Raw genomic sequence first — 23,321 nt, 5'->3', positions numbered from 1 at the left:
CGCAGCGCGGACGCGGAGGCGGAGAAGCGCTGGGGGAGCGCGATCAGCGGGCGGGCGCCCGCCGCGGCGCTCACAGCCGTATCCAGGTGGTCTTGAGCTCGGTGTACTTCTCCAGGGCGTGGACGGACTTGTCGCGGCCGTTGCCGGACTGCCGGTAGCCGCCGAACGGGACGGTCAGATCGCCCTCCTCGTAACAGTTGACCCAGACCGTGCCGGCCCGCAGGGCGCGCGTCAGGCGGTGGGCGGTGCCCAGGTCGCGGGTCCAGACGGACGCGGCGAGCCCGTAGACGCTGTCGTTGGCGAGCGCCACCGCCTCTTCGGGGGTGTCGAAGGTGAGGACGGACAGGACCGGGCCGAAGATCTCCTCGCGGGCCAGCGGCATGTCCGGGGTGACGCGGTCGAAGACGGCGGGCGCGAGGTAGCTGCCGCCGGGGAGGACGGCGACGCGGTCCCCGCCGGTGCGCAGCCGCGCCCCGGACGCCACACCCGCCTCGATGTGCGCGCGGACGGCGGCCACCCGGGCCTCGCCGGCCAGGGCGCCCATCTCGGTGGCGGGGTCGAGCGGGTCGCCGACGCGGAGCGCGCGGGCGTGTTCCACCACCAGGTCCGTCACCCGTTCGGCGAGGGAGGAGTGGACCAGGAGGCGGGAGGGGGCGGTGCACATCTCGCCCTGGTTGAAGAAGACGTTCCCGGCGACGCTCGCCGCGGCGGCCTCCGTGTCGGCGTCCGGCAGGACGAGGAACGGTGACTTGCCGCCGAGTTCGAGCCAGACCCGCTTGAGGTTGGAGTCCGCGGCGTAGCGCGGGAAGTGGCGGCCGACGGCGGTGGAACCGGTGAAGGCCAGCACGTCCACGTCCGGGTGCAGGCCCAGCGCGCGCCCGGCGACCGGCCCGTCACCGGCGATCACATTGAGGACGCCGGGCGGCAGTCCCGCCTCGTCGGCGAGCCGGCCGAGCAGCAGGGCCGACAGCGGGGTCAGTTCGGAGGGTTTGAGGACGCAGGTGCAGCCGGCGGCGAGCGCGGGGGCGATCTTCCAGGCGGCGAGGGTGAGGGGGAAGTTCCAGGGGACGACGGCGGCGACCACACCGGACGGCTCGCGGGTGACCAGGGCGAGCGCGGCGGGGTCGGTGTGCGGCACCTCGTCGTGGAGCTTGCCGGCCAGTTCGCCGTAGTAGCGGAAGGTGGCGGCGAGGGCACGCAGTTCGACGCCGTACGCCTCGGTGACCGGCTTGCCGTTCTCCAGGCAGACCAGCGCGGCGAGTTCGGCGCGGTGCTCCTCGACGAGTGCGGCGATCCGCAGCAGGGCGCGGCCCCGGTCGGCGGGGGCGAGCCGGGGCCAGGGGCCGTGGTCGAAGGCGTGGCGGGCGGCGGCGACGGCGTGGCCGGCCTCCTTCTCGCCGGCGTCGGCGACGGTGGCCAGCAGCGTGCCGTCGCGCGGCGCGCGGACGGGGAAGACGGCGCCGGAGCCGGGTTCGCCGGCGCCCGCGATCCGGTGTGCGACGGGCGGGACGAGGCCGGCCGCGTACCGCTCCCAGTCGTCGTGGCCGCTGTCGAGGGTGGGGTCCATAGGCCGCCTCCTGGGGGGTGCGCGGGGTGTCGTTTGGGGTCAAACTATAGGCATCTCCCGTGATCGCGTAAGGGGTTGACCGGGTCCCGCCGCCCTCCTATGTTGTTTGGGGTCAAACGAAACAGGAGGTCGTGATGGCTCCCCCCGCACCCCCGCACACCGCGACCGTCGCCGGCGTACCCGTCGACACCCGCCACTGGATCGGCGGCGAACGCGTCGCCTCCGCCGCGACCTACCCCGACCACTCACCGATCGACGGCGCCCACCTCGCCGACATCGCCCGCGGCGGCGCCGAGGAGGCGGGGGCCGCGCTCGCCGCCGCCCGCACCGCCTTCCCCGGCTGGGCCGCCACCCCGCCCGCCGAACGCGCCCGCCTGCTGCACGCCGTCGCGGACGGCGTCGAGGCCCGCCTGGAGGACCTCGCCGCCGTCGAGACCGCCGACAGCGGCGCCCTGCTGCGCTCCCACCGGCGCGGTGTGATGCCCCGCGTCGCCCACAACCTGCGCTTCTTCGCCGACCGGCTGCTGGAGCTGGGCCACCCCGACTTCCCCACCCGCGGCCACACCAACCACGTCGCCTGGGACCCGGCCGGCCCCTGCGTCCTGATCACCCCGTGGAACGCGCCGCTGATGCTGGCGAGCTGGAAGATCGCCCCGGCGCTCGCGGCCGGCAACACCGTCGTCCTCAAGCCCGCCGAATGGACTCCGCTCACCGCCTCCCTCTTCGCCGACATCGCGGCCGCCGCGGGACTGCCGCCCGGCGTCCTCAACGTCGTCCAGGGATACGGCGCCGAGGCGGGCGCCGCGCTCACCGCCGACCCGTCCGCCCGCCGCATCAGCTTCACCGGCTCGGTCCCCACCGCCCGCGTGATCGCCGCCGCTGCCGCCGCCCACCTCGTCCCCACCAGCTTCGAACTCGGCGGCAAGTCACCCCTGGTGGTCCTCGCCGACGCCGATCTCGACCTCGCCGCCGACCTCGCCGTCGAGCAGTACGACAACGCGGGCCAGGTCTGCCTCGCCGGCACCCGGCTGCTCGTCGACGAGAGCGTCGCGGCCGCCTTCACCGAACGGTTCCTCGCCCGCGCCCGCGCACTGCGCCAGGGCGACCCCCGCGACGAGACCACCGACATCGGCCCCAACATCCACCCCGACCACCTCGCCCGGATCGACGGCTTCGTCCGCCGCGCCCTGGACGGCGGCGCCCGCGCCCTGCTCGGCGGCGGCCCCCACGACGCACTCGGCGGCACCTACTACCGCCCCACCCTCCTCACCGACGTCGACCAGCACTCCGAGATCGTCCAGGAGGAGGTCTTCGGCCCGGTCCTCACCCTCCAGACCTTCTCCGGCGAGGACGAGGCCACAGCCCTCGCCAACGACACCCGCTTCGGGCTCGCCGCCACCCTCGTCACCGGCGACCGCGAGCGCGCCGACCGCGTCGCCGCCCGCCTCGTCGCCGGGACCGTCTGGGTCAACTGCTTCTTCGTCCGCGACCTCGCCGCGCCCTTCGGCGGTTCCCGCGAGTCCGGCATCGGCCGCGAGGGCGGCGACTGGAGCTTCGACTTCTACTGCGACCTCAAGAACACCGTCACCGCGCCCGGGGGGTGGCGCTCCCATGGGTGAGATCACCGGCGCCGGACTCCTCGCCCACGTCCCCACCATCGTCCTGCCCGAGGCCACCCGCAGGGAACTCAACGAGGGCCAGGAAATCAGCCTCGTACCCGGCCTGCGGCGGCTGCGCGCCGACGTCTTCGAGACCGCCGACTACGACACCGTCGTCGTCCTCGACTCGCACTGGGCCACCACCGTCGAATTCGTCGTCGCCGCCCAGCCGCGCCGCGCCGGACTGTTCACCTCCGACGAACTGCCGCGCGGTATGTGCCGGATGCCCTACGACTACCCCGGCGACCCCGAACTCGCCGAGTCGATCGCGGGCTTCGCCGAGAAGCACGGCACCTGGATCACCCCCGTGGACGACCCCTGCCTCCCCGTCCACTACGCCACCATCAACCTCTGGGACCACCTCGGCAAGGGCCTGCCCGGCAAGCGCTGGGTCTCCATCGGCGTCTGCCAGACCGGCGACACCGAGGACCACCTGCGCCTCGGCCGCGCCCTCGCCGACGGCATCGCCGCCCTGCCCGACCGCAAGGTCCTGCTCATCGCCTCCGGCGCCCTCTCCCATACCTTCTGGCCGCTGCGCGAACTGCGCGACCACGAGGCCAGCGACCCCGTCCACATCCGCACCCCCGAGGCCCGCGCCGCCGACGAGGAACGCATCGCCTGGTTCCGGGACGGCGACCACGCACAGGTCCTCGCGACCATGCCGGAATTCCTCCGGTACAAGCCCGAGGCCCGCTTCGCCCACTACCTGATGATGATCGGCGCCCTTGGCGAGGAGCGCTGCACCGCGCCCGGCCGCCTCTACAGCGCGTACGAGAACTCGGTGGGCACCGGACAGGTCCACCTCTGGTTCGACCGGCCGGCCGGCGGCTGGACCGCCTGACCCCCGCACCCCTACGGAAAGCGACCCCGCATGCCGACCACCGAACACCGCCGCATCCTGCTCGACGGCGCCGCCGTCCAGGTCGTCCGCGAGGGCGACGAGCTGATCGCCGCCGACGGCCGCCGCGTCCCGGCCGACCGGGCACATCATCTGCCCCCGGTCGTCCCCAGCAAGATCATCGCCGTTCACCTCAACCACCGCAGCCGCGTCGAGGAGTTCCTGACACGGCTGCCGCCCGCCCCCACCTACTTCCACAAGCCGGTCTCCGCACTCAACTCCCACGGCGGCGCCGTCGTCCGCCCCGAGGGCTGCCACTACCTCAACTACGAGGGCGAGATCGCCGTCGTCATCGGCCGCACCTGCCGCAACATCGCCCCGGCCGACGCCGGCGCGTACATCGCGGGCTACACCCTCGCCAACGACTACGGCCTGCACGACTTCCGCGACACCGACGCCGGCTCCATGCTCCGCGTCAAGGGCTCCGACACCCTCTGCCCCCTCGGCCCCGGCCTCGTCACCGGCTGGGACTTCCGCGGCAAGTACCTGCGGACGTACGTCAACGGCGAACTGGTCCAGGACGGTTCGACCGACGAGATGGAGTGGGACATGCACTACCTCGTCGCCGACATCGCCCGCACCATCACCCTCGAACCCGGCGACGTCCTGCTCTCCGGCACTCCGGCCAACTCCCGCCCCGTCCGGCCGGGCGACATCGTCGAGGTCGAGGCCGAGGGGCTGGGACGGCTGCGCAACCACATCGTCACCGGGCCCGTCCCGGTCCGCGACGACTGCGGCGCCCAGCCCACCGCCTCGGAGGAGGTCCTCTCCACCGCCCTCGGCGGCGACTGGGAGTTCCGCGGCGTCCGCCCGCCCCGCCGCTGACCGCCCGCCGCCCGACCCCGCACCCAGGAGTACCGCATGAAGATCATCGTTGACATGGACGTCTGCCAGGACCACGGCCAGTGCGTCTTCGCCGCCCCCGACGTCTTCCGCATCGAGTCCGACGGCCACCTCGCCTTCACCGAGTCCCCCGACGACTCGCTGCGCGAGGCCGTCGAGGACGCCGCGGACGTCTGCCCGCTCCAGGCCATCCGGATCGAGGACTGAGACCGTGCCCCGCATCGCCGTCGTCGGCGCCTCCCTCGGCGGCCTGCGCGTCGCCGAGCAGCTGCGCGCCGCGGGCTGGACCGACGACATCACCGTCCTCGGCGACGAGCCCCACCTCCCCTACAACCGCCCCCCGCTGTCCAAGGCCGTCCTCGCCGGCACCGCCACGGCCGCCTCCACCGCACTGCGCCGCCGCTCCGGCACCGAAGACATCACCTGGCGCACCGGCACCCGCGTCACCGCCGCCGACCTCACCGCCCGCACCCTCACCCTCGCGGACGGCGAACGGCTCCCCTTCGACGGCCTGGTCGCCGCCACCGGCATCCGCCCCCGCCGCCTCACCTGCCCCGCCCCCGACGACGGCACCGGCCCCACCCGTCACGTCGTCCGCACCCTCGACGACGCCGAGGCCCTGCGCACCGCCCTCGTACCGGGCGCCCGCGTCGTGGTCGTCGGCGCCGGGTTCATCGGCTGCGAGGTCGCCGCCACCGCCCGCACCCTCGGCGCCGACGTCACCGTCGCCGCCCCCGAGCACCTGCCGATGGTCCGCCCCCTCGGCGACCTCCTCGCCACCGCGCTGCGCCGCCGCCACGAGGCCGAGGGCGTCCGCTTCGCCCTCGGCCGCACCGTCGCCCGCGTCGAGGCGGACGGCGTCGTCCTCGACGACGGCACCCCGCTGCCCGCGGACGCCGTCGTCGAGGCCATCGGCTCCGTCCCCAACACCTCCTGGCTGGACGGCAACGGACTCGACCTCACCGACGGCGTCCTCTGCGACAACCGGCTGCGCGCCCAGGGAGCGGCGCACCTCGTCGCCGTCGGGGACATCGCCCGTTTCCCCAACCCCCGCTACGGGACCACGGCCCGCCGCGTCGAGCACTGGAGCATCCCCGGCGACACCGCGCGGCAGGCCGCCCGCACCCTCGTCGCGGGCCTCACCGGCCGCGACGCCGACGCCGGGGAGCCGTTCGCCCCGCTCCCGTCCTTCTGGAGCGATCAGTACACCTTGCGCCTTCAATCCTTCGGCGCCCCCGGCCTCGCCGACACCGTCCGCCTCCTGGAGGGCGACCCGGACCGGCCCGGCGGCGACCTGGTCACCGGCCACTACCGCGACGGCCGCCTCACCGGGGTGATCGCCCTCGGCGGGCCGTCCGCCTCCGCCGCGGCGGCCCGCCACCGGGCGGAGCTGACGGTGATGCCGCACCCCGTCCCCTGAGTCACGGCCGCCCCGCCGGGGGCACCACCTCCCCGGCGGGCACCGGGCCGGGCGGGGTGCCGTCCCCGAACGGCGACCCGCCCAGCTCCTCCCGGTGGTGCGGGGTCAGCCAGCCGTCCAGCTCGGGGCCCACGGGCACGACGCCGGTCGGGTTGATGCCGGTGTGCACGCGGTAGTAGTGGCGCTTGATGTGGTCGAAGTCGACGGTGTCGCCGAAGCCGGGGGTCTGGTACAGGTCCTTGGCGTAGGCCCACAGCACCGGGTCCTCGGCCAGCTTGTACCGGTTGCACTTGAAGTGGCCGTGGTAGACGGCGTCGAAGCGGACCAGCGTGGTGAACAGCCGGATGTCGGCCTCGGTGATGCTCGTGCCCACCAGGTAGCGGCGGTCGGCGAGCCGCTCGGAGAGATGGTCCAGACACCGGAACACATCCGCGTACGCCTCCTCGTACTCCGGCTGCGCGGTCGCGAAACCCGCCCGGTAGACGCCGTTGTTGAGATCGCGGTAGACGCCCGCCATCACCTCGTCGATCTCCTCCCGCAGCGGCTCGGGGTACAGATCGGGCGCGCCGGGCCGGTGCAGCGCACGCCACTCGGTCGCCAGGTCCAGGGTGATCTGCTGGAAGTCGTTGGTGACCAGCTTCCCGCTCGGTACGTCGACGATCGCCGGGACGCTCACCCCGCCCGGGTAGCCGCTCTCCCGCGCGTCGTACGCCTCGCTGAGGAAGCGGATGCCGAGGACGGGGTCGCGGTCGTCCGGGTCCAGCGTGAAGCGCCAGCTGCGGTCGTCCTGGATCGGGTCGGTGATGCCGAGCGAGAGCGCGTCCTCCAGCCCGAGCAGCCGCCGTGAGATCACCGCCCGGCTCGCCCAGGGGCAGGCCCGGCTGGCGATCAGCCGGTAGCGGCCCGCCTCGACCGGCCAGCCGTACCGCCCGTCGGCGGTGATCCGGTCGGCGAAGTGGCTGCGGGACCGCTTGAACGGCTTGACCCCGTACGCGGTGTTGCCCTCGCCGGGGCCGCCGGCCGTCGTGCCGTCCTGGGTGTCGCTCTCGGTGCGGGCCATCGCCGCACTCCTTTCCACGGGTGCCTGGGGGCACCGGCGCCGGAACCGGGCGTTCCGCCGCCGGTGCTTCCGCATGCCTTCCCGGACACCCGACCGGAACCCGCACGGTCAGCCGACCGGCCGTACGCCCCGCCCGGCACTCACCGCCCCTCGAACACCACCTCACCGTCGAACACCGTCATCGCCACCGGAAGCTCCGGTATCTCCTGCGGCTCCGTGTGCGGCAGATCGCCGTCCAGGACACACAGATCGGCGACCTTGCCCGGCTCCAGGGAGCCCTTCCACGCCTCGGCGAAGTCCTGGCGGGCCGCGCCCGTGGTGTACGCGCGCAGCGCGGTCTCCAGGCCGACGCGCTGGTCGAGACCGCTGGGACGACCGCTGGCCTGCGCCGTGCGCAGCAGCATCGCGGCGACCCCGCTCCGCCAGTCGGGGTAGGTGACCGGCGCGTCGGAACTGGCCGCGACGCTGACGCCCGCCTCGACGGCGCTGCGCACGGGCGACTCGTAGGCGGCGCGCCGCGCGCCGACGACGGACTCCATCAGATCGGCGACGGCGGCCCTGATGCCGGGGTTCACGTTGAGGCCCCAGCCGTTGCGGGCGAGGACGTCCAGGGCACGGGGGCCCGCGAAGTCGCCGTGGATGAGGTAGTGCCGGGCGTCGGGCCGGGGGTGGTCGAGCTGGGCGGCGGTGAACGCGTCCACGACGGCGTCCGCGGCCCGGTCGCCGGTGACGTGCACCCCGACCTGGAACCCGGCCGTGTGCGCGTGCCGCACGATGGCGTCGAGTTCGCCGACCCGCTGGGCGTCGGTGCGGCCGTGCAGGCACAGCGCGCCGTGCCCGCCGCCCTCGTACTCCTCGTGCATCCAGGCGGTACGGCTCGGCGGTATCCCGTCGGCGAAGACCTTGACGCCCAGGACGTTGAGGAGGCGCGGGTCGGCGCCCTCGCACAGTCCGGCCAGCGCGTCGAGCCGGTCGGGCAGGTCGCGGGCCGCGCCGCCCATCTCCAGCGGCAGCAGCAGGACGCCGACGCGGGCGCGCAGCTGCCCGGCGCGGGCCAGCCGGGCGTAGACGCGCAGGGTGGCGGTCTCGGCGGAGCTGAACAGGAGGGAGCTGCCGCCGGGGCCGAGGCCGGGTTCGGTGAAGCTGGTGATGCCCTCGCGGTGGCAGACGTCGACCGCGGCCCGCACGGCGGCCTCGCGGGCCGCCTCGTCCATCGGCGGCAGCGCGGAGGTGACCAGTTCCTGGGCGCTCTCGCGCAGGATGCCGGTGGGCCGCCCGTCGCGCAGTTCGACGATGCCGCCGGCCGGTACGGGCCGGTCGGCGGTGATCCCGGCGGCCTCCAGGGCGCGGGTGTTGAGCCAGACGGTGTGCCCGGAGAACTCGCTCAGCAGGACGGGGTGGTCGGGGGAGACCGCGTCCAGGTCCTCCCGGCTCGGGACGCGGCGCGGGTCGTCGCGGAACTCGCGCAGATGGCCGATGTCCCAGCCGAAGCCGGTGATCCAGCTGCCGGGCGGGAGTGCGGCGGCCTTGGCGCGTACGGCCTCGCGGATGCCGGCGAGGGTGGTGACGGCGGGGTGGGAGAGGTCCAGGGCGAGCGGCGGGCGGGTGGCGCCGAACGCGCAGGCGTGCAGATGGGAGTCGTTGATGCCGGGGAGGACGGTGCGGTCGGCGAGGTCGACGACCTCGGTGCGCGGACCGATGAGCGGGCGGAGCGTGGCGGTGGTGCCGGTGGCGGCGATCAGTCCGTCGCGGACGGCGACCGCCTCCTCGGTGCGGAAGGCGGGGTCGAGGGTGAGCACGGTGCCGTTGAGCAGGACGAGGTCCGCGGGTCGGGGCAAGGGGACTCCAGGGGACGGCGGGACGGCAGGGGCGGGCCGGGGCGCGGCGGCGCGGAAGTCCGGTACGTCCGGCGGGATTTCCCCCGGCCTGTTTGAGGCCAAACGGTAAGCGCCCCTCGGCGGGATGCTCAAGGGGGAGGAGCGACGGAAGCCGGTTCGGCGGGTCCCGTGTCGGCGATAATGAAGTTTGAGTCCAAATGAGATCGTCCCGGGGCCGGAGTGCGGCCCGCGCCAACAGGGAGGGGAGTGGTGACCGTGCGCGCCCTGGTCATCCTGCACGACCATCTGTCCACCGCCGGCCACGTCGGCGACCGGCTGACCCAACGCGGCTACGACCTCGACGAACTGCGCGTCGTCCCCGCGGAACGCTTCACGACCCCCGACGTCGACGTCACCTTTCCGCCGCTCGCCGACCACGAACTGATCCTCACGCTCGGCGCGCCCTGGTCCGTCGGCGACGACATGCCGTGGGTCGCCGCGGAGCTGGAGCGGCTGCGCGCCGCGCACGACGCCGGCATACCGGTGCTCGGCATATGTTTCGGCGGCCAGGCGCTGGCCACCGCGCTCGGCGGCGGCATAGAGCGCGCGCCCCGCTTCGAACTGGGCTGGAGCCGGATAGAGGCCGACGAGCCGGAACTGGTGGGGCCGGGTCCGTGGTTCCAGTTCCACGGCGACCGCTGGCTGCTGCCGCCCGGCGCCCGCGAGATCGCCCGCAACGAGGTCGCCTCCCAGGCGTTCGTCTGCGGCCGCTCCCTGGGCGTGCAGTTCCACCCGGAGGTGACGCCGCCGGTGCTGCGCTCCTGGTTCGACCACATCGGCACCTCCGTCGCGGAGGCGAGCGGCGCCGATCCGGACCGCCTGGTCGCCGAACTGACGGCGGATCTGCCCGCCGGACGGCAGCGGGCGTACGCCCTGGTGGACGCGTTCCTCGACCGGGTGGCCGGGGTGGGCAAGGGCTGAGCGGGCGCGGGGCGCGCATGGCCGGAAACCGCCCCCGCCTCGCCCGCCCCGCTTCCGCCGGAATCGCCGGGTCCCCGTCGTCACGTACCCCTCGGACAAGGGCGGAAGGGGCGCCGTCCTTACGTGATTCTCACCACCCTTGATCAGGGTTGCGCTCAAATGAGCACAAGAAAGGGGCTCCATCTCTCCAACGGTGGCACTGGGTGCCACGGAATATGAGTTGAAGAAATCAACGCATCCTTTTCGCTCCGTAGCGGCTGATCATCTATTGATGACAGAGATAGGTGTTCGCGTTCAGGTGGTGAACGCGACCCCCTTCGCCCCGCGACTTTCGATCTGCTGGCGGACGGCTGGTTACGCGCTCATGTCGACCAAGTGGACGTACCGATGAGCCTTCGATCTGGGTATGTTCCTCGCCGTCAGGGCAGCCGTCCGCGAGGAGTCCGATTCCCGTGCCGGAAACACAAGATCCCCACGTAAACCAGCGTGAGACCGCGAAGTTCGTCTACGACTTCACCGAGGGCAACAAGGACCTCAAGGACCTTCTCGGCGGCAAGGGAGCCAACCTCGCCGAGATGACGAACCTGGGCCTCCCCGTCCCGCCCGGCTTCACGATCACCACCGAGGCGTGCAAGGTCTACCTCGACAGCGGCGAGGAGCCCGCGGCACTGCGTGCCGAGGTCACCGAGCACCTCGACGCCCTTGAGAAGCGCATGGGAAAGAAGCTCGGTCAGGCGGACAACCCCCTGCTGGTTTCGGTGCGTTCCGGTGCGAAGTTCTCGATGCCCGGCATGATGGACACCGTCCTCAACATCGGACTCTCCGACGCATCGGTTTCCGGCCTCGCCGCCCAGGCGGGCGACGAGCGCTTCGCCTGGGATTCCTACCGCCGCCTCATCCAGATGTTCGGCAAGACCGTGCTGGACGTCGACGGCGACCTCTTCGAGGAGGCCCTGGACGAGGCCAAGCGCGCCAAGGGCGTCACCGTCGACGTCGACCTGGACGCCGCCGACCTGCGCACCCTCGTCGACCACTTCAAGACCATCGTCGTCCGCGAGACCGGCCGCGAGTTCCCGCAGGACCCGCGCGAGCAGATGGACCTCGCCGTACGCGCCGTCTTCGACTCGTGGAACACCGACCGCGCCAAGCTCTACCGCCGCCAGGAGCGCATCCCCGGCGACCTCGGCACCGCCGTCAACATCTGCTCCATGGTCTTCGGCAACCTCGGCCCCGACTCCGGCACCGGCGTCGCCTTCACCCGCGACCCCGCCAGCGGCCAGCAGGGCGTCTACGGTGACTACCTCCAGAACGCCCAGGGCGAGGATGTCGTCGCCGGTATCCGCAACACCGTGCCGCTGGCCGACCTGGAGGACATCGACAAGTCCTCCTACGACCAGCTGATGCAGATCATGGAAACCCTCGAAACGCACTACAAGGACCTGTGCGACATCGAGTTCACCATCGAGCGCGGCACCCTGTGGATGCTCCAGACCCGCGTCGGCAAGCGCACCGCGGGCGCCGCCTTCCGCATCGCCACCCAGCTCGTCGACCAGGGCCTGATCGACGAGGCCGAGGCCCTCCAGCGGGTCACCGGCGCCCAGCTCGCCCAGCTGATGTTCCCGCGCTTCGACGTCGACGCGAAGTCCGAGACCATCGGCCGCGGCATCGCCGCCTCCCCCGGCGCCGCCGTCGGCAAGGCCGTCTTCGACTCGTACACCGCCGTCAAGTGGTCCCGCTCCGGCGAGAAGGTCATCCTCATCCGCCGCGAGACCAATCCCGACGACCTCAACGGCATGATCGCCGCCGAGGGCATCCTCACCTCCCGCGGCGGCAAGACCTCGCACGCCGCCGTCGTCGCCCGCGGCATGGGCAAGACCTGTGTCTGCGGCGCCGAGGAACTGGAGGTCGACACCAAGCGCCGCCGGATGACCACCCAGGACGGCGTGGTCGTCGAGGAGGGCGACGTCGTCTCCATCGACGGCTCCACCGGCAAGGTCTACGCCGGTGAGGTCCCCGTCGTCCCGTCCCCGGTCGTCGAGTACTTCGAGGGCCGGATGCACGCCGGCGCCGACGACGCGGACGAACTCGTCAAGGCCGTCCACCGGATCATGGCCTACGCCGACCGCGTCCGCCGGCTGCGGGTCCGCTCCAACGCCGACAACGCCGAGGACGCCGCCCGCGCCCGCCGGTTCGGCGCCCAGGGCATCGGCCTGTGCCGCACCGAGCACATGTTCCTCGGCGAGCGCCGCGAGATGGTCGAGCGCCTCATCCTCGCCGACACCGACGCCGACCGCGAGGCCGCGCTCGGTGAGCTGATGCCGCTCCAGAAGGCCGACTTCATCGAGCTGTTCGAGGCGATGGACGGCCTGCCGGTGACCGTACGGCTGCTGGACCCGCCGCTGCACGAGTTCCTGCCCGACATCACCGACCTGTCGGTCCGCGTCGCACTCGCCGAGGCCCGCCACGAGAAGCACGAGAACGATCTGCGGCTCCTCCAGGCCGTCCACAAGCTGCACGAGCAGAACCCGATGCTCGGCCTGCGCGGCGTCCGCCTCGGCCTGGTCATCCCCGGCCTGTTCGCCATGCAGGTACGGGCCATCGCCGAGGCCGCCGCCGAACGGCGCCGGGTCCAGGGCGACCCGCGCGCCGAGATCATGATCCCGCTCGTCGGCACCGTCCAGGAGCTGGAGATCGTGCGCGAGGAGGCCGAGCAGGTCATCGCCGAGGTCGAGCAGGCCCACGGCGTGAACCTCCGCCTCACCCTCGGCACCATGATCGAACTGCCCCGTGCCGCGCTGACGGCCGGACAGATCGCCGAGGCCGCCGACTTCTTCTCCTTCGGCACCAACGACCTCACCCAGACCGTCTGGGGCTTCTCCCGCGACGACGTCGAGGCCAGCTTCTTCACCGCCTACCTGGAGAAGGGCATCTTCGGCGTCAGCCCGTTCGAGACCATCGACAAGGACGGCGTCGGCGCGCTCGTCCGCAGCGCCGCCGAGGCCGGCCGGGCCACCCGCCCCGACCTCAAGCTCGGTGTCTGCGGCGAACACGGCGGCGACCCGGAGTCCGTCCACTTCTTCCACGAGGTCGGCCTCGACTACGTCTCCTGCTCGCCCTTCCGCATCCCCGTCGCCCGCCTGGAGGCCGGCCGCGCGGCCGCCGGGTCCCAGGGCAGCGACAGCCGCTGACGACCATCCCACCGGAGCCGGGGCCGGCCCACCCTCACCCGCGCCCCGCTCCGACCCACGAGGGCGGCACCTGTGCGGAAGGTGCCGCCCTCGTCCTTGCGCCACTTCACGGTGAGGTGCGGGACGGGGCCGCCGCGAATGACCGGCCGGGGAATCAGCGGAACAGCGCGCCCGCGCAAGAAGCACCCCGGCGCGCTTCCCCGGACCGCTCGATCTCGTACGCGCCGAAGAGACGGAAGCGGGCCGGTCCGGCCCTTTTCCGGGATGAGGTGAACCCGCCCGGTCCGTCGCCGGCTGTGGGACACGAGATGGACGCGGATCGTACGGCGGGTGGACAAGAAGCTCGGCGGCCGGACAACGCCGCTCCGCGCCCCGGGTGCGCGACGCCGTACCCCGTGCGGCACTTTTCCGCCTTCGCACAGATCGGGTATGGGGCCACAGTGAAGAAAGTGCCGCCACTCTCCGGGCACGCGGCACCTTCGATCACCCGGAGATCTCCGCGTACGTGCGCGGGAGGACGACACGGACGACTCCGCGGACCTCATTGACGCACTTCTGACGCGATGTGCCCCCGCGGCGTCCCACGGACCCGACGGCCCGGCGTCCTCGCAGGTCACCGCTACGAGGGCGGCACCTGTGCGGAGGTGCCGCCCTCGCTCTTCCGGACTCCCCCCTCGGGAGCTGCCGCCTCTCATGTCGGCGTGAGAGGCGGCCTTCAACGGAAATGCCGAGCGGTCGGTACTTTGCCCATCACCCCCCACGGGATCGAGCAATCCGGTTCCGTCCCATCGCCGTCGAATTGACACCAGGATTCCCGGCACCCGCCCCCTGGCGCGACCCTTTTCAACTCTGGCCAAAAGGGCATGGTGACCGCATGTGGCGGCGTGCATACTCAGGCGTGCCGGGGGTGGACTTGGGGAGTCATGGGGTGGGGTTTCGGTGCTGCGCGTCCATTTCAGTGGACTCGATCTGGCCCGCGTGCGGATAGCCGCGCGTCCGGATGTGCTGTGGGAGACCGTTCTCAGTTTTCATCGACTGCGCGACCGACGTGACGAAACGACGTTCGGAAAATGGCGCACGGAAACACGCCGGAAGTTGAATGGCGAAACGCGCCTGCTGGCTCCGCTCGTGCCCACCCGGGGCTATTTCCCGGATTTCCTCACGCCGCTCGAAGGGCTCCTCGGCATCGACGAGGCGCTGTCCGCGCTGCGCGAGACACCGCCCGCCCGGGTGCACACCGAACTCTCCCGGCTGGCCGTCGCCCGCCCGCTGCCCGCGTGGATACGCGCCATGGGCGACGGCGACAGCCGCCAGATGGGCCGGCTCGCCGGAGCGCTCCAGCGCTACCACGACACCGCGGTCGCCCCGTACTGGCCGAAGGTCCAGGCCCGGGTCGAGGCCGACCGCGCCGCCCGCGGCCGGGCCCTGCTCGACGGCGGCGCCGACCGGCTGCTGTCCTCGCTGCCGCCGATGATGCGCTGGCGCGCCCCCGTCCTCGAAGCGGACTACCCGGTGGACCGGGACCTGCACCTCGACGGCCGCGGACTGCTGCTGGTGCCCTCGTACTTCTGCCGGCGCACACCCGTCGCCTTCCACAATCCCGAACTGACGCCCGTCCTCGTCTATCCCGTCGAGCACCCGGTCCGCCCCACCGTCCCGGCCGCCGCGCCCGAGCGGTCACTGGGACGGCTGGTCGGACACACCCGCTCGGCGATCCTCCAGGGCATCGGCGTCGGCTGCACCACCAGCGAACTGGCCCGCCGCGCCGATGTCTCCCTCGCCTCCGCCAGCCAGCACGCCACCGTCCTGCGCGACGCGGGCCTCCTGGTCACCCTCCGCCAGGGCAACGCCGTCCTGCACACCCTGACCCCCCTGGGCGCGGCCCTGCTGAGGGGCGGCCACTGAACCGGGGCCCCGCCGCTCAGTCGTCGATGCCGCTGCGCTCCACACCCGCCACGATGTAGCGCTGCAACAGCAGGAAGACGACGACCAGCGGGACGATCGAGACGCCCGCGGCGACGAACAGTTCGTGCAGATTGAGGTTCTGCGCGGTGGTGAACGTGGAGAGCGCGACCTGGACCGTCCAGGACTCCTGGTCCTGGCCGATGACCAGCGGCCACAGGAACGCGTTCCACGCGCCGATGAAGACGATCGTGCCGACCGCCGCGAACACCGGCCGGGCGTTGGGCACCACGATGCGCCAGTACGTCCGCCAGTACCCCAGGCCGTCCACCCGGGCCGCGTCCTCCAACTCCCGGGGAAAGCCGAGGAAGTACTGCCGGAAGACGAAGCAGGCGAACGCGCTGAAGAGGGTCGGGATCACCAGGCCGCGCAGGGTGGAGATCCAGCCGAGCGACGACACCAGGACGAAGCTCGGCACGAAGGTGACGGCCGCCGGGACCATCAGCGTGCCCAGGACCAGGTAGAAGACGGCGTTCGCGTGACGGTAGGGGATACGGGCCAGGCCGTAGCCGGCGAGGGAGGCCAGCAGCACCGTACCGGCCGTGGTGGAGACGGCGATCAGCGTGGAGTTGAGCAGGGCCCGCGCCAGCGGCAGGCCCGGGTCCCGGAAGACCTCGGTGAGATTGCCCCACTGCACGGCGCGCGGGAAGAAGGTCCACTCCGGCGCCGTGATGTCCGCCTCGGTGGCCAGCCCGTTGCGGACCAGCAGATAGAACGGCACGAGGAACAGCAGCGCCAGCACCACCAGCAGCACCAGACGCAGGGCGCGCCCGACCCGGACGAGAGCGTCGTCCACCGTCCTCAGTCCTCCTTCCGGCCCAGGCCGAACCACCGCGCCTGCGCCACCGTGGCCACCGCGATGATCAACGCCAGGATCACCGCGCCCGCACTGCCCAGCCCGAGGTTCTGCTCCCGCCCGAGCGCCGTGTAGTAGAGGTAGACCAGCGGCGGCCTGGCGTACGGCGGATAACCGCGGGCGTCGCTCAGCAGGTTGTAGAACTCGTCGAACGCCTGGAACGCGTTGATGACCAGCAACAGCACCACCGCCACGGACGTGGCCCGCAGCTGCGGCAGGGTGATGTGCCGGAACGTCTGCCAGCCCGGCCGCGCCCCGTCCACCGCCGCCGCCTCGTACAGCTGCGGTGAGATCCGTTGCAGCCCCGCCAGGAACAGGATCATGTAGAAACCGGCCTGCAACCACAGCCGCACCGTCACGATCGCCAGCCAGTACCAGGGCGGATCGGTGGTCGACAACCACGCCGTCGGATCCGCCCCGAACCACCCCAGCACGGTGTTGGCCAGCCCGAAACGCACCCCGTTGAAGATCGACAGCTTCCAGATCAGCGCCGCGACGACGTACGAGCACGCCGTCGGCAGGAAGAACACCGACCGGAAGAACGCCCGCGCGTACCGCAGCCGGTTGACCATCAGCGCCAGCGCGAGCGACAGGAGATAGGTCGCGGGCACGATGAACGCCGTGAACAGCAGGAACGTCCCCAGGCTCGCGAGGAACGCGTCGTCGCCCAGCATCGACACATAGTTGTCCAGGCCGACGAAATCGGTCGGGGTGACCGTGTTGTGCGCGTCGAAGAAGCTGAGCCAGACACTCCAGGCCAGCGGAACGTAGGTGAACAGCGCGAGCCCGGCCACGAACGGCCCGACGAACACCCAGAACCACAGGGTGCGGCGCTGCGGCCCCAGCAGACGGGCGGCGAACGGGCCGGTGGGACGGCCGCCGGCCGCCGTACCCGCCGTCGCCCGCGCGAGAGTCCCCGCGGGCCGCTCCGTCTCCGACGTCCCGCTGCTCACTGTTTCCCGACCCGCCGCAACTCGGAACCGACCGTCCGTACCACCGACCGCAGCTCGCCCTCCGGATGCGCGCCGTCCTTGATGATGCGGCTGAGCGCGTCCTGGTACGCGGTACGGCTCGCCGTCGTCCACAGCAGCGGCTCGGCGTGCCCGTACTCGGTCGTGAACCGCACCACGTCGGCGGCCGGGCCCCGCCGCAGTTTCTCGGCCTTCTTCGCCAGCGAGATCCGGGCCGGGATGTGGAAGCCGTACGACAGCGCGAAGTCCTCCTGGTAGTCGGTCCTCTCCACCCACAGCCACTTCGCGAACGCCTTGGCCTGCGCCGTGTGCGCACTGCGCGCGCTGACCGCCGAGGCGTAGGCGCCGACCGGCACCGCGGGGCTGCCGTGCGGCCCGCCCTTCGGGAACGGCAGCACCCCGAAGTCGTCGCCCAGCGTCCTCTCGATCTGCGGCAGCGCCCACAGCCCGGACCACTGCATCGCCGTCAGCCCCTGGACGAACGCCGCCGGGTCCGACCAGTCGGTGGGCGCGCCCAGCAGCAGCGACCCGTCGGCGTACAACTGCCGGATCTTGGCGAGGACGCGGGCGGCCGCCGGATCGTCGAACCCGGCCTTGCCGTCGTCCGTGACCAGGCTCAACCCTGCCGCCGCGAGCGGCACCCCGCCGAGCACCCCGGCCCCGCCGTCATTGCCCAGGAACAGGCCCTTGACCTTCTTCGTGGTGAGCGCGCCCGCCGCGTCCACCAGCGCGTCGACGGTCTCCGGGGGACGGACGCCCGCGTCCCGCAGCATGCTCTTGCGGTAGTACAGCACCTGTGTGTCGACGGTCTGCGGGATGCCCCAGATCTTGTCCCGCCAGATCTTCGGGGCCAGCACGGCCTGGTGGAAGTCGGCCTTCACCGGCTCCACCTCGGCCGTCAGATCGACCACCTGACCGCCCCGGATCTGGTCCAGCAGCGGCCCGTTGACCTCGAAGACGTCCGGACCCGAGTCGGTCAGCAGCGCGGCCGCCGTCTGCCGGTCGTAGTCACCGGGCCGCCACTGCACCGCGACCCGGGCCTTCGGGTACGCGCCGGCGTAGCGCCGCACCGCCTGCTGGGTGCCCGGCTCGCCGTACTGGTGGTACCACTGGCTGAGCGCGGGCCCCGAACCACCGCCGCCGCGCCCTGTGTTGGACCCGCACGCGGCGGCCAGCGCTCCCGTGAGCGCGAGGCCGCCGGAGGCCGCGAGCAGCCGCCGTCTCCCGATACCCGTGTTGCCCGTCTCCGTCATGGCCTCTCGTCCTTCGCGGTCGCAGCCCTCGGTACGTGTCGATCACTGAACGGTGCCCGACCACTGTGCCGCACGAAGGGCAAACGCGCAGGGCATTGGGCCGAACCGGCGGCCGCGCCGCACCACGCGGGCCGCGTACCGGCGCCGCGCGGGCCGCTGAGATCAGCCTGGCGGCAGGACACCGACAACGACCGTGGCGTTCCACTCCTCCGACACGGCGGTACGGGGGACCAGCCCGGCACGGGCCAGCACCGCGCCGGCGCGGGACGCCTGCCGCGCGCTCGTCTCCGTCAGCAGACGACCGCCCGGCGCCAGCCACCGCGGCGCCTCAGCGGCCACCCGCCGCAGGACGTCGAGACCGTCCGCGCCCCCGTCGAGCGCCGCCAGCGGCTCGTGGTCACGGGCCTCCGACGGCAGCAGGGCGACCTCCGCCGACGGCACGTACGGCACATTGGCGAGCAGGACGTCCACCCGGCCGCGCAGCGCCGTCGGCAGCGGCGCGAAAAGATCGCCCCTGTACACCCGGCCGCCGGCGGCGGCCACATTGCGGCGCGCGTACCCGACGGCGGCCGGATCGATGTCGCAGGCGTGCAACTCGACCCGGCCCACGGCAGCGGCGAGCGCCGCGCCCAGGGCACCGCAGCCGCAGCACAGGTCGACGACCACGGCACCCGGCCCGAGTCCGTCGGCGGCCTGCCGCACCAGGAACTCGGTCCGGCGGCGGGGTACGAAGACACCGGGCCCGACGGCCGGTCTCAGCCCGCAGAACTCGGCCCAGCCGAGGACGTGTTCCAGGGGGTGGCCGAGGATCCGCCGCTCCACCATGGCGGCGAGCCCGGCCGGATCGTGCGCCGTCGAGAGCAGCAACCGCGCCTCGTCCTCGGCGAAGACACACCCCACGGCGCGGAGCCGGGAGACAAGGGACGGAAAAGACAGGGCAAGAGCGGACATACGAGCGGAAACCTTCCGGAGCGCCGAAGGGTGCTCGTCCGGTCACCTCTGCCCGTTGACACGCGCGGTGGAATGGCGAGAGCACCCACCTGATACAGCGGTAATGGGTCTCACCTCCTCGTCCGGCCACTGCGTAGGCCGCCCACCCTACCCTCGCGTCCTCGCGTCCGTGCCGCCCGACGGCCGGGAATGTCGCGGGGCCGGACCACGCCCGGTCCCGGTCGTGCGGGGCGCGGTACGTGCGGACCGGGAGCCGTCCTCGATGGCCAACCGGGCGTCGGCGCGCGGGCGGTGTGGTGCGGGGAGCAGGGGCCGATGGGCCGTCAGCGGGCCGAGCGTGGCCGACCGGCTCACCACGACGATGTCCGTCACTCAAAGTATTCATGCCGACACGCTAAAGCCTGCCACTGACAATGGCCCCGCACCGCCCTCCGACCTGGGACGTTTACCGCGTCGCTTCCGGCTCCGGCGGGCCGGTCAGCCGGAAGCGGAGGCGGCAGATGACCGCGTCCGTGTCGCGGCGGACGGCACGCGCCACGACCGCGCCCCGCCGGTTCTGGAGCAACCGCTGCCAGACACGGGCGGGTTCGGCCTCCGGGATCAGCACCGTGACGCGTTGCGCGGTACCGCCGTCCGGCGCGGTGTGCCGGGTGACCTCGCGGACGTACACGGCGACGGGACGGCCGACCGAGCGGGTGGCGGTGGGCAGTTCGAGCAGGTCGACGCCCGGGTTCCACAGTTCCCAGTCACGGCGCAGCGCCTCCGCGGCCCGGCGGTCCTCGGGCGCGTCATGGGTGACGGTGACGGCCACGACCTCGTCCCCCAGGGACACCGCGGCGGTCAGCGCCTCACTGGTGAGACGGGAGAGGTGCGAGATCGGCACCACGACCAGGGAGCGGGCGCGGCGCGGCGGCTCGGGAACACGGCCCAGGCCGAGCTGTTCACCGATCCGGGCGTAGGCGCGGTGCACCGCCTCGAACGCGAGGACGAGCAGCGGCAGCGCCACCACGACGAGCCAGGCGCCCTCGGCGAACTTCGTGGCGGTGATGACCACCGCGGCCACCCCGGTGAGCAGCGCGCCGAAACCGTTCAGCAACGCCTTCCCGCGCCATCCGCGGGCCCGCCCCCGGTACCAGTGCCGGACCATGCCGACCTGGCAGAGCGTGAAACCGACGAAGACCCCGACGGCGAACAGCGGAACGAGCGTGTTGACGTCTCCCCCGGAGAAGACCAGCAGCGGCGCGGCGACCGCCGCCAGCGCCAGCACCCCGTGCCGGTGCACCTGACGCTCCGCCTTCAGCCCGAAGAGGTGCGGCAGATAGTGGTCACGGGCCAGCAGCGCCATCAGGACGGGCAACCCGCCGAACGAGGTGTTGGCGGCGAGCGCCAGCAGCACCACTGTGGCGGACTGCACCACGTAGAACGCCCCGTTGTGGCCGAGCGAGGCGTCCGCGAGCTGCGCGAGGACGGTGACGCCCTCGACCGGCTGGAGGTGGAACCGCCCGATGAGGACCGAAAGACCGATCAGCATCACCCCGAGCAGCGCCCCCAGCGCCACCTCGCAGCGCTGCGCCCGGCGGACGGACGGGCCCCGGAAGGCCGGTACGGCATTGGCGACCGCCTCGACGCCGGTCAGCGCGGAGCAGCCGGACGCGAACGCCTTGAGCAGGAGCAGCGCCCCGACGGTGGTGCCGTCGTGCGCGAGGACGGACGCATGGCCGTCCGCCGTCACGGTGGAGACCGGGGCGTCCCGGAAGAGACCGGCCACGATCATCGTCAGGACCGCGCCGACGAACACGGCGGTGGGCAGCAGGAACGCCCTCGCCGCATCGGCGATGCCCCGCAGATTGACGCCCGTGACAAGCGCCAGGACCGCCAGGCAGATTGCCGTCCTGTGGCCGTAGAGGGCGGGGAACGCCGAGGTCAGCGCGGCCGTACCGGCGGTGACCGACACCGCGACGTTGAGGATGTAGTCCAGGATGAGCGACGCGGCGGCCACCAGGGAGGCGCGCCGGCCGAGATGCGCCTTGGCGACCGCGTACGAGCCGCCGCCGTCCGGGAACGCGGCGATCACCTGCCGGTACGAGGCCACCAGGACGGCGAGGAGCGCGGCGATGCCGAGCGTCACCGGCAGCGTGAACCCGAGCCCGCGGGCGCCCGCCGCGGCGAGGACCAGGACGACGGCCTCCGGCCCGTAGGCGACGGAGGCCATCGCGTCCAGGGAGAGCGCCGCCAGCCCCTGGAGCGCGGTCAGCCGGTGCCGGGCGTCCGGATCGGGGGCTCCCGGGGCGGCCGCGGGCGGTGTGGCGGCCCCGGTACCGGGTGGTCGCCCGTACTTCCGGCCTGCGGGCCGGGACACCATCGACATCGTTCGCCCTACCTCCGTCGGCACACCCGCCGGTGGGTGCGCGATCAGCTCAGCGTGCGAGCGTGCCGAGGAGGCCGGGAACAGGGATTGACGGTCCCTTGGCGGGCCTTCCGGTGATCTTCGCGGGAGCTTGACGGGGCGTGAGCGGTGGAGGGGCCACCGGCCAGGGGAGGCGGGTGGTTGCTGCGCCGTCCCCGGGGCGCTGTCGCCCGCCGGTTCGCTGCCACGGGTTCCTTCAGCGGGTGCGTCCCGCCAGGAAGTCGTAGCGGACGCCGGTGAGGTGCTCGGAGGCGGTCCACAGCCGGGCGGCCGTGGTGGCGTTCCTGGTCCAGGGGGCGCGGAAGGAGAGGGCGGGCGCGCCGCGCAGCCCGTTGAGCGGGCCGACGAAGGAGTCCGGGCGCATGTGCGGGGCGGTGGCCGCGCAGAGCGTCCCGAGGGCCCCGCCCTCCGGGGACTGCCCGATGACGCGGTTGCCCAGCTCGGCGATCCGCTCGGCGGATCTGCGGTGCTCCATACGGGCGCCCGCGGTCTGGAGGTTGGTGGCGGCGTACCCCGGGTGCGAAGCGGCAGCGACGAGCCCTGAACCGGTCGCCGCCAGCCGGCGTGCCAGCTCGTGGGTGAACAGCAGATTGGCGCTCTTGGACCGGGCGTAGGCCACCCAGCGCCGGTAGCGCAGATCACTGTTGAGGTCCGTGAGGTCCACGTCGGACAGGGCGTGCAGCATGCTGGAGACGGTCACCACACGGGCGCCCGGGGTGGCGAGGAGCCGGGGCAGCAGCAGGCCGGTCAGTGCGAAATGACCGAGGTGGTTGGTGCCGAACTGCATCTCGAAGCCGTCGGTGGTGGTCCGGTACGGCAGCGCCATCACACCCGCGTTGTTGATCAGCAGATCGAGGCGGTCGCCGTCGAAGTCGTCCAGTGAGGCGGCGAACTCCCGCACCGAGGACAAGGCAGCCAGGTCCAGGCGCCGGAACTCCGCCTCGGCGGTGGGGACCTCGGCCCGCAACCGGGCCAGCGCCGCCCGCCCGCGCGCCTCGTCCCGGCAGGCCAGCACGACACGGGCCCCGTGGCGCGCCAGCTCCCGCGCGGTGATGTACCCGATACCGCTGTTGGCGCCCGTGACGACCGCCGAACGGCCGGTCTGGTCGGGGATGTGACTGGTGTTCCACCGGGGCACGGGCGCACTCCTCCGTCGGGGCCGTCAGGGGGCCAGGGTACGCCCGAGCACGCCGTGGCGAGAGGGGCTCGGGAGAGGACCGTGGATCGAGTGCCGGGGGAGGCGGCGTCGAGCTGTTGACCGGACTACCGACCGACACGCCGGGAGCGAGCGCGTCCCCCGCTTGGCCCAGTCGGTGGACGTCGCGCATCCGAAAGACGAAGGAGCGCAACGAAGTGGGACGCAGCATCTCGCGGCATCCGGTCGATCCGCCTGCTGCGAGGAACGCCTGCTGAGAGTCAGTCCCCAGCTTCGCGGTTGTCGGCCAGATCACTCCGTTACGGGCAGGCACTCGGCGAGCAGGTCGACAAC

Annotated in this window: 17 protein-coding genes; 8 read left to right on the top strand and 9 right to left on the bottom strand. The window is 72.7% G+C overall.

Features of this window, described 5'->3' with window-relative positions; translation table 11 throughout:
• Window positions 1-70: 70 nt before the first annotated feature.
• Window positions 71-1,567: an aldehyde dehydrogenase gene (locus AC51EU_RS11560; RefSeq protein WP_496266740.1), complete on the bottom strand. Its 1,497-nt coding sequence runs from the start codon at window positions 1,565-1,567 to the stop codon at window positions 71-73.
• Window positions 1,568-1,701: 134 nt separating this feature from the next.
• Between AC51EU_RS11560 and AC51EU_RS11555 the strand changes: the two genes are divergently transcribed.
• From AC51EU_RS11555 to AC51EU_RS11535, 5 genes are read left to right on the top strand one after another with little or no spacing between them, the layout of a single operon-like run.
• Window positions 1,702-3,186, top strand: coding sequence for an aldehyde dehydrogenase family protein (locus AC51EU_RS11555; protein WP_496266739.1), 1,485 nt, complete (start codon window positions 1,702-1,704; stop codon window positions 3,184-3,186).
• Window positions 3,179-4,066 carry a 3,4-dihydroxyphenylacetate 2,3-dioxygenase gene (locus AC51EU_RS11550; RefSeq protein ID WP_496266738.1) on the top strand — a complete coding sequence of 296 codons (888 nt, stop codon included), beginning with the start codon at window positions 3,179-3,181 and terminating at the stop codon, window positions 4,064-4,066. Before AC51EU_RS11555 ends, AC51EU_RS11550 begins: the two co-directional genes overlap by 8 nt.
• A gap of 30 nt (window positions 4,067-4,096) precedes the next feature.
• Window positions 4,097-4,948 carry a fumarylacetoacetate hydrolase family protein gene (locus AC51EU_RS11545; RefSeq protein ID WP_496266737.1) on the top strand — a complete coding sequence of 284 codons (852 nt, stop codon included), beginning with the start codon at window positions 4,097-4,099 and terminating at the stop codon, window positions 4,946-4,948.
• Between the two features lie 36 nt (window positions 4,949-4,984).
• Window positions 4,985-5,173, top strand: a complete 189-nt coding sequence (locus AC51EU_RS11540; protein ID WP_496266736.1) for a ferredoxin — start codon at window positions 4,985-4,987, stop codon at window positions 5,171-5,173.
• Between the two features lie 13 nt (window positions 5,174-5,186).
• Window positions 5,187-6,386, top strand: coding sequence for an NAD(P)/FAD-dependent oxidoreductase (locus AC51EU_RS11535; protein ID WP_496266742.1), 1,200 nt, complete (start codon window positions 5,187-5,189; stop codon window positions 6,384-6,386).
• 1 nt (window position 6,387) lies between these two features.
• Here AC51EU_RS11535 and AC51EU_RS11530 read toward each other — a convergent pair whose 3' ends face one another.
• Window positions 6,388-7,446 (bottom strand): glutathione S-transferase family protein, encoded by a 1,059-nt coding sequence (locus AC51EU_RS11530; RefSeq protein WP_496266735.1) that lies wholly within the window; start codon window positions 7,444-7,446, stop codon window positions 6,388-6,390.
• 140 nt (window positions 7,447-7,586) lie between these two features.
• Window positions 7,587-9,284 (bottom strand): amidohydrolase, encoded by a 1,698-nt coding sequence (locus AC51EU_RS11525; RefSeq protein WP_496266734.1) that lies wholly within the window; start codon window positions 9,282-9,284, stop codon window positions 7,587-7,589.
• Between the two features lie 249 nt (window positions 9,285-9,533).
• Here AC51EU_RS11525 and AC51EU_RS11520 point away from each other — a divergent pair, with 249 nt between their 5' ends.
• From AC51EU_RS11520 to AC51EU_RS11510, 3 genes are all read left to right on the top strand, one after another.
• Entirely contained in the window at window positions 9,534-10,244 is a 711-nt protein-coding gene (locus AC51EU_RS11520) for a type 1 glutamine amidotransferase (RefSeq protein ID WP_496266733.1), read from the top strand.
• Window positions 10,245-10,696: 452 nt separating this feature from the next.
• Window positions 10,697-13,432: a pyruvate, phosphate dikinase gene (ppdK, locus tag AC51EU_RS11515; protein WP_496266732.1), complete on the top strand. Its 2,736-nt coding sequence runs from the start codon at window positions 10,697-10,699 to the stop codon at window positions 13,430-13,432.
• Between the two features lie 1,095 nt (window positions 13,433-14,527).
• Window positions 14,528-15,337, top strand: a complete 810-nt coding sequence (locus tag AC51EU_RS11510; RefSeq protein WP_496266731.1) for an ArsR/SmtB family transcription factor — start codon at window positions 14,528-14,530, stop codon at window positions 15,335-15,337.
• Window positions 15,338-15,353: 16 nt separating this feature from the next.
• Here the strand turns inward: AC51EU_RS11510 and AC51EU_RS11505 are convergent, their stop codons facing one another.
• From AC51EU_RS11505 to AC51EU_RS11480, 6 genes are all read right to left on the bottom strand, one after another.
• Window positions 15,354-16,190 carry a carbohydrate ABC transporter permease gene (locus tag AC51EU_RS11505; protein WP_496266729.1) on the bottom strand — a complete coding sequence of 279 codons (837 nt, stop codon included), beginning with the start codon at window positions 16,188-16,190 and terminating at the stop codon, window positions 15,354-15,356.
• A gap of 5 nt (window positions 16,191-16,195) precedes the next feature.
• Entirely contained in the window at window positions 16,196-17,098 is a 903-nt protein-coding gene (locus tag AC51EU_RS11500) for a carbohydrate ABC transporter permease (protein ID WP_496266741.1), read from the bottom strand.
• 101 nt (window positions 17,099-17,199) lie between these two features.
• Entirely contained in the window at window positions 17,200-18,474 is a 1,275-nt protein-coding gene (locus AC51EU_RS11495; RefSeq protein WP_496266727.1) for an ABC transporter substrate-binding protein, read from the bottom strand.
• A 162-nt stretch (window positions 18,475-18,636) separates the two neighbouring features.
• Window positions 18,637-19,425, bottom strand: a complete 789-nt coding sequence (locus AC51EU_RS11490; RefSeq protein WP_496266726.1) for a putative protein N(5)-glutamine methyltransferase — start codon at window positions 19,423-19,425, stop codon at window positions 18,637-18,639.
• Between the two features lie 445 nt (window positions 19,426-19,870).
• Window positions 19,871-21,793, bottom strand: a complete 1,923-nt coding sequence (locus AC51EU_RS11485; RefSeq protein WP_496266724.1) for an APC family permease — start codon at window positions 21,791-21,793, stop codon at window positions 19,871-19,873.
• 235 nt (window positions 21,794-22,028) lie between these two features.
• Window positions 22,029-22,970 (bottom strand): oxidoreductase, encoded by a 942-nt coding sequence (locus AC51EU_RS11480; protein WP_496266722.1) that lies wholly within the window; start codon window positions 22,968-22,970, stop codon window positions 22,029-22,031.
• Window positions 22,971-23,321 lie beyond the last annotated feature (351 nt).

It is taken from the genome of Candidatus Streptomyces philanthi, from assembly GCF_059553635.1.
This window is presented reverse-complemented; position numbering and strand designations above follow the sequence as displayed.

Coding starts and splice junctions, on each gene's coding strand:
- AC51EU_RS11540 (WP_496266736.1), top strand. CDS start 4,985: ATGAAGATCATCGTTGACATGGACGTCTGCCAGGACCACGGCCAGTGC.
- AC51EU_RS11495 (WP_496266727.1), bottom strand. CDS start 18,474: ATGACGGAGACGGGCAACACGGGTATCGGGAGACGGCGGCTGCTCGCG.
- AC51EU_RS11530 (WP_496266735.1), bottom strand. CDS start 7,446: ATGGCCCGCACCGAGAGCGACACCCAGGACGGCACGACGGCCGGCGGC.
- AC51EU_RS11560 (WP_496266740.1), bottom strand. CDS start 1,567: ATGGACCCCACCCTCGACAGCGGCCACGACGACTGGGAGCGGTACGCG.
- AC51EU_RS11485 (WP_496266724.1), bottom strand. CDS start 21,793: ATGTCGATGGTGTCCCGGCCCGCAGGCCGGAAGTACGGGCGACCACCC.
- AC51EU_RS11550 (WP_496266738.1), top strand. CDS start 3,179: ATGGGTGAGATCACCGGCGCCGGACTCCTCGCCCACGTCCCCACCATC.
- AC51EU_RS11555 (WP_496266739.1), top strand. CDS start 1,702: ATGGCTCCCCCCGCACCCCCGCACACCGCGACCGTCGCCGGCGTACCC.
- AC51EU_RS11545 (WP_496266737.1), top strand. CDS start 4,097: ATGCCGACCACCGAACACCGCCGCATCCTGCTCGACGGCGCCGCCGTC.
- AC51EU_RS11490 (WP_496266726.1), bottom strand. CDS start 19,425: ATGTCCGCTCTTGCCCTGTCTTTTCCGTCCCTTGTCTCCCGGCTCCGC.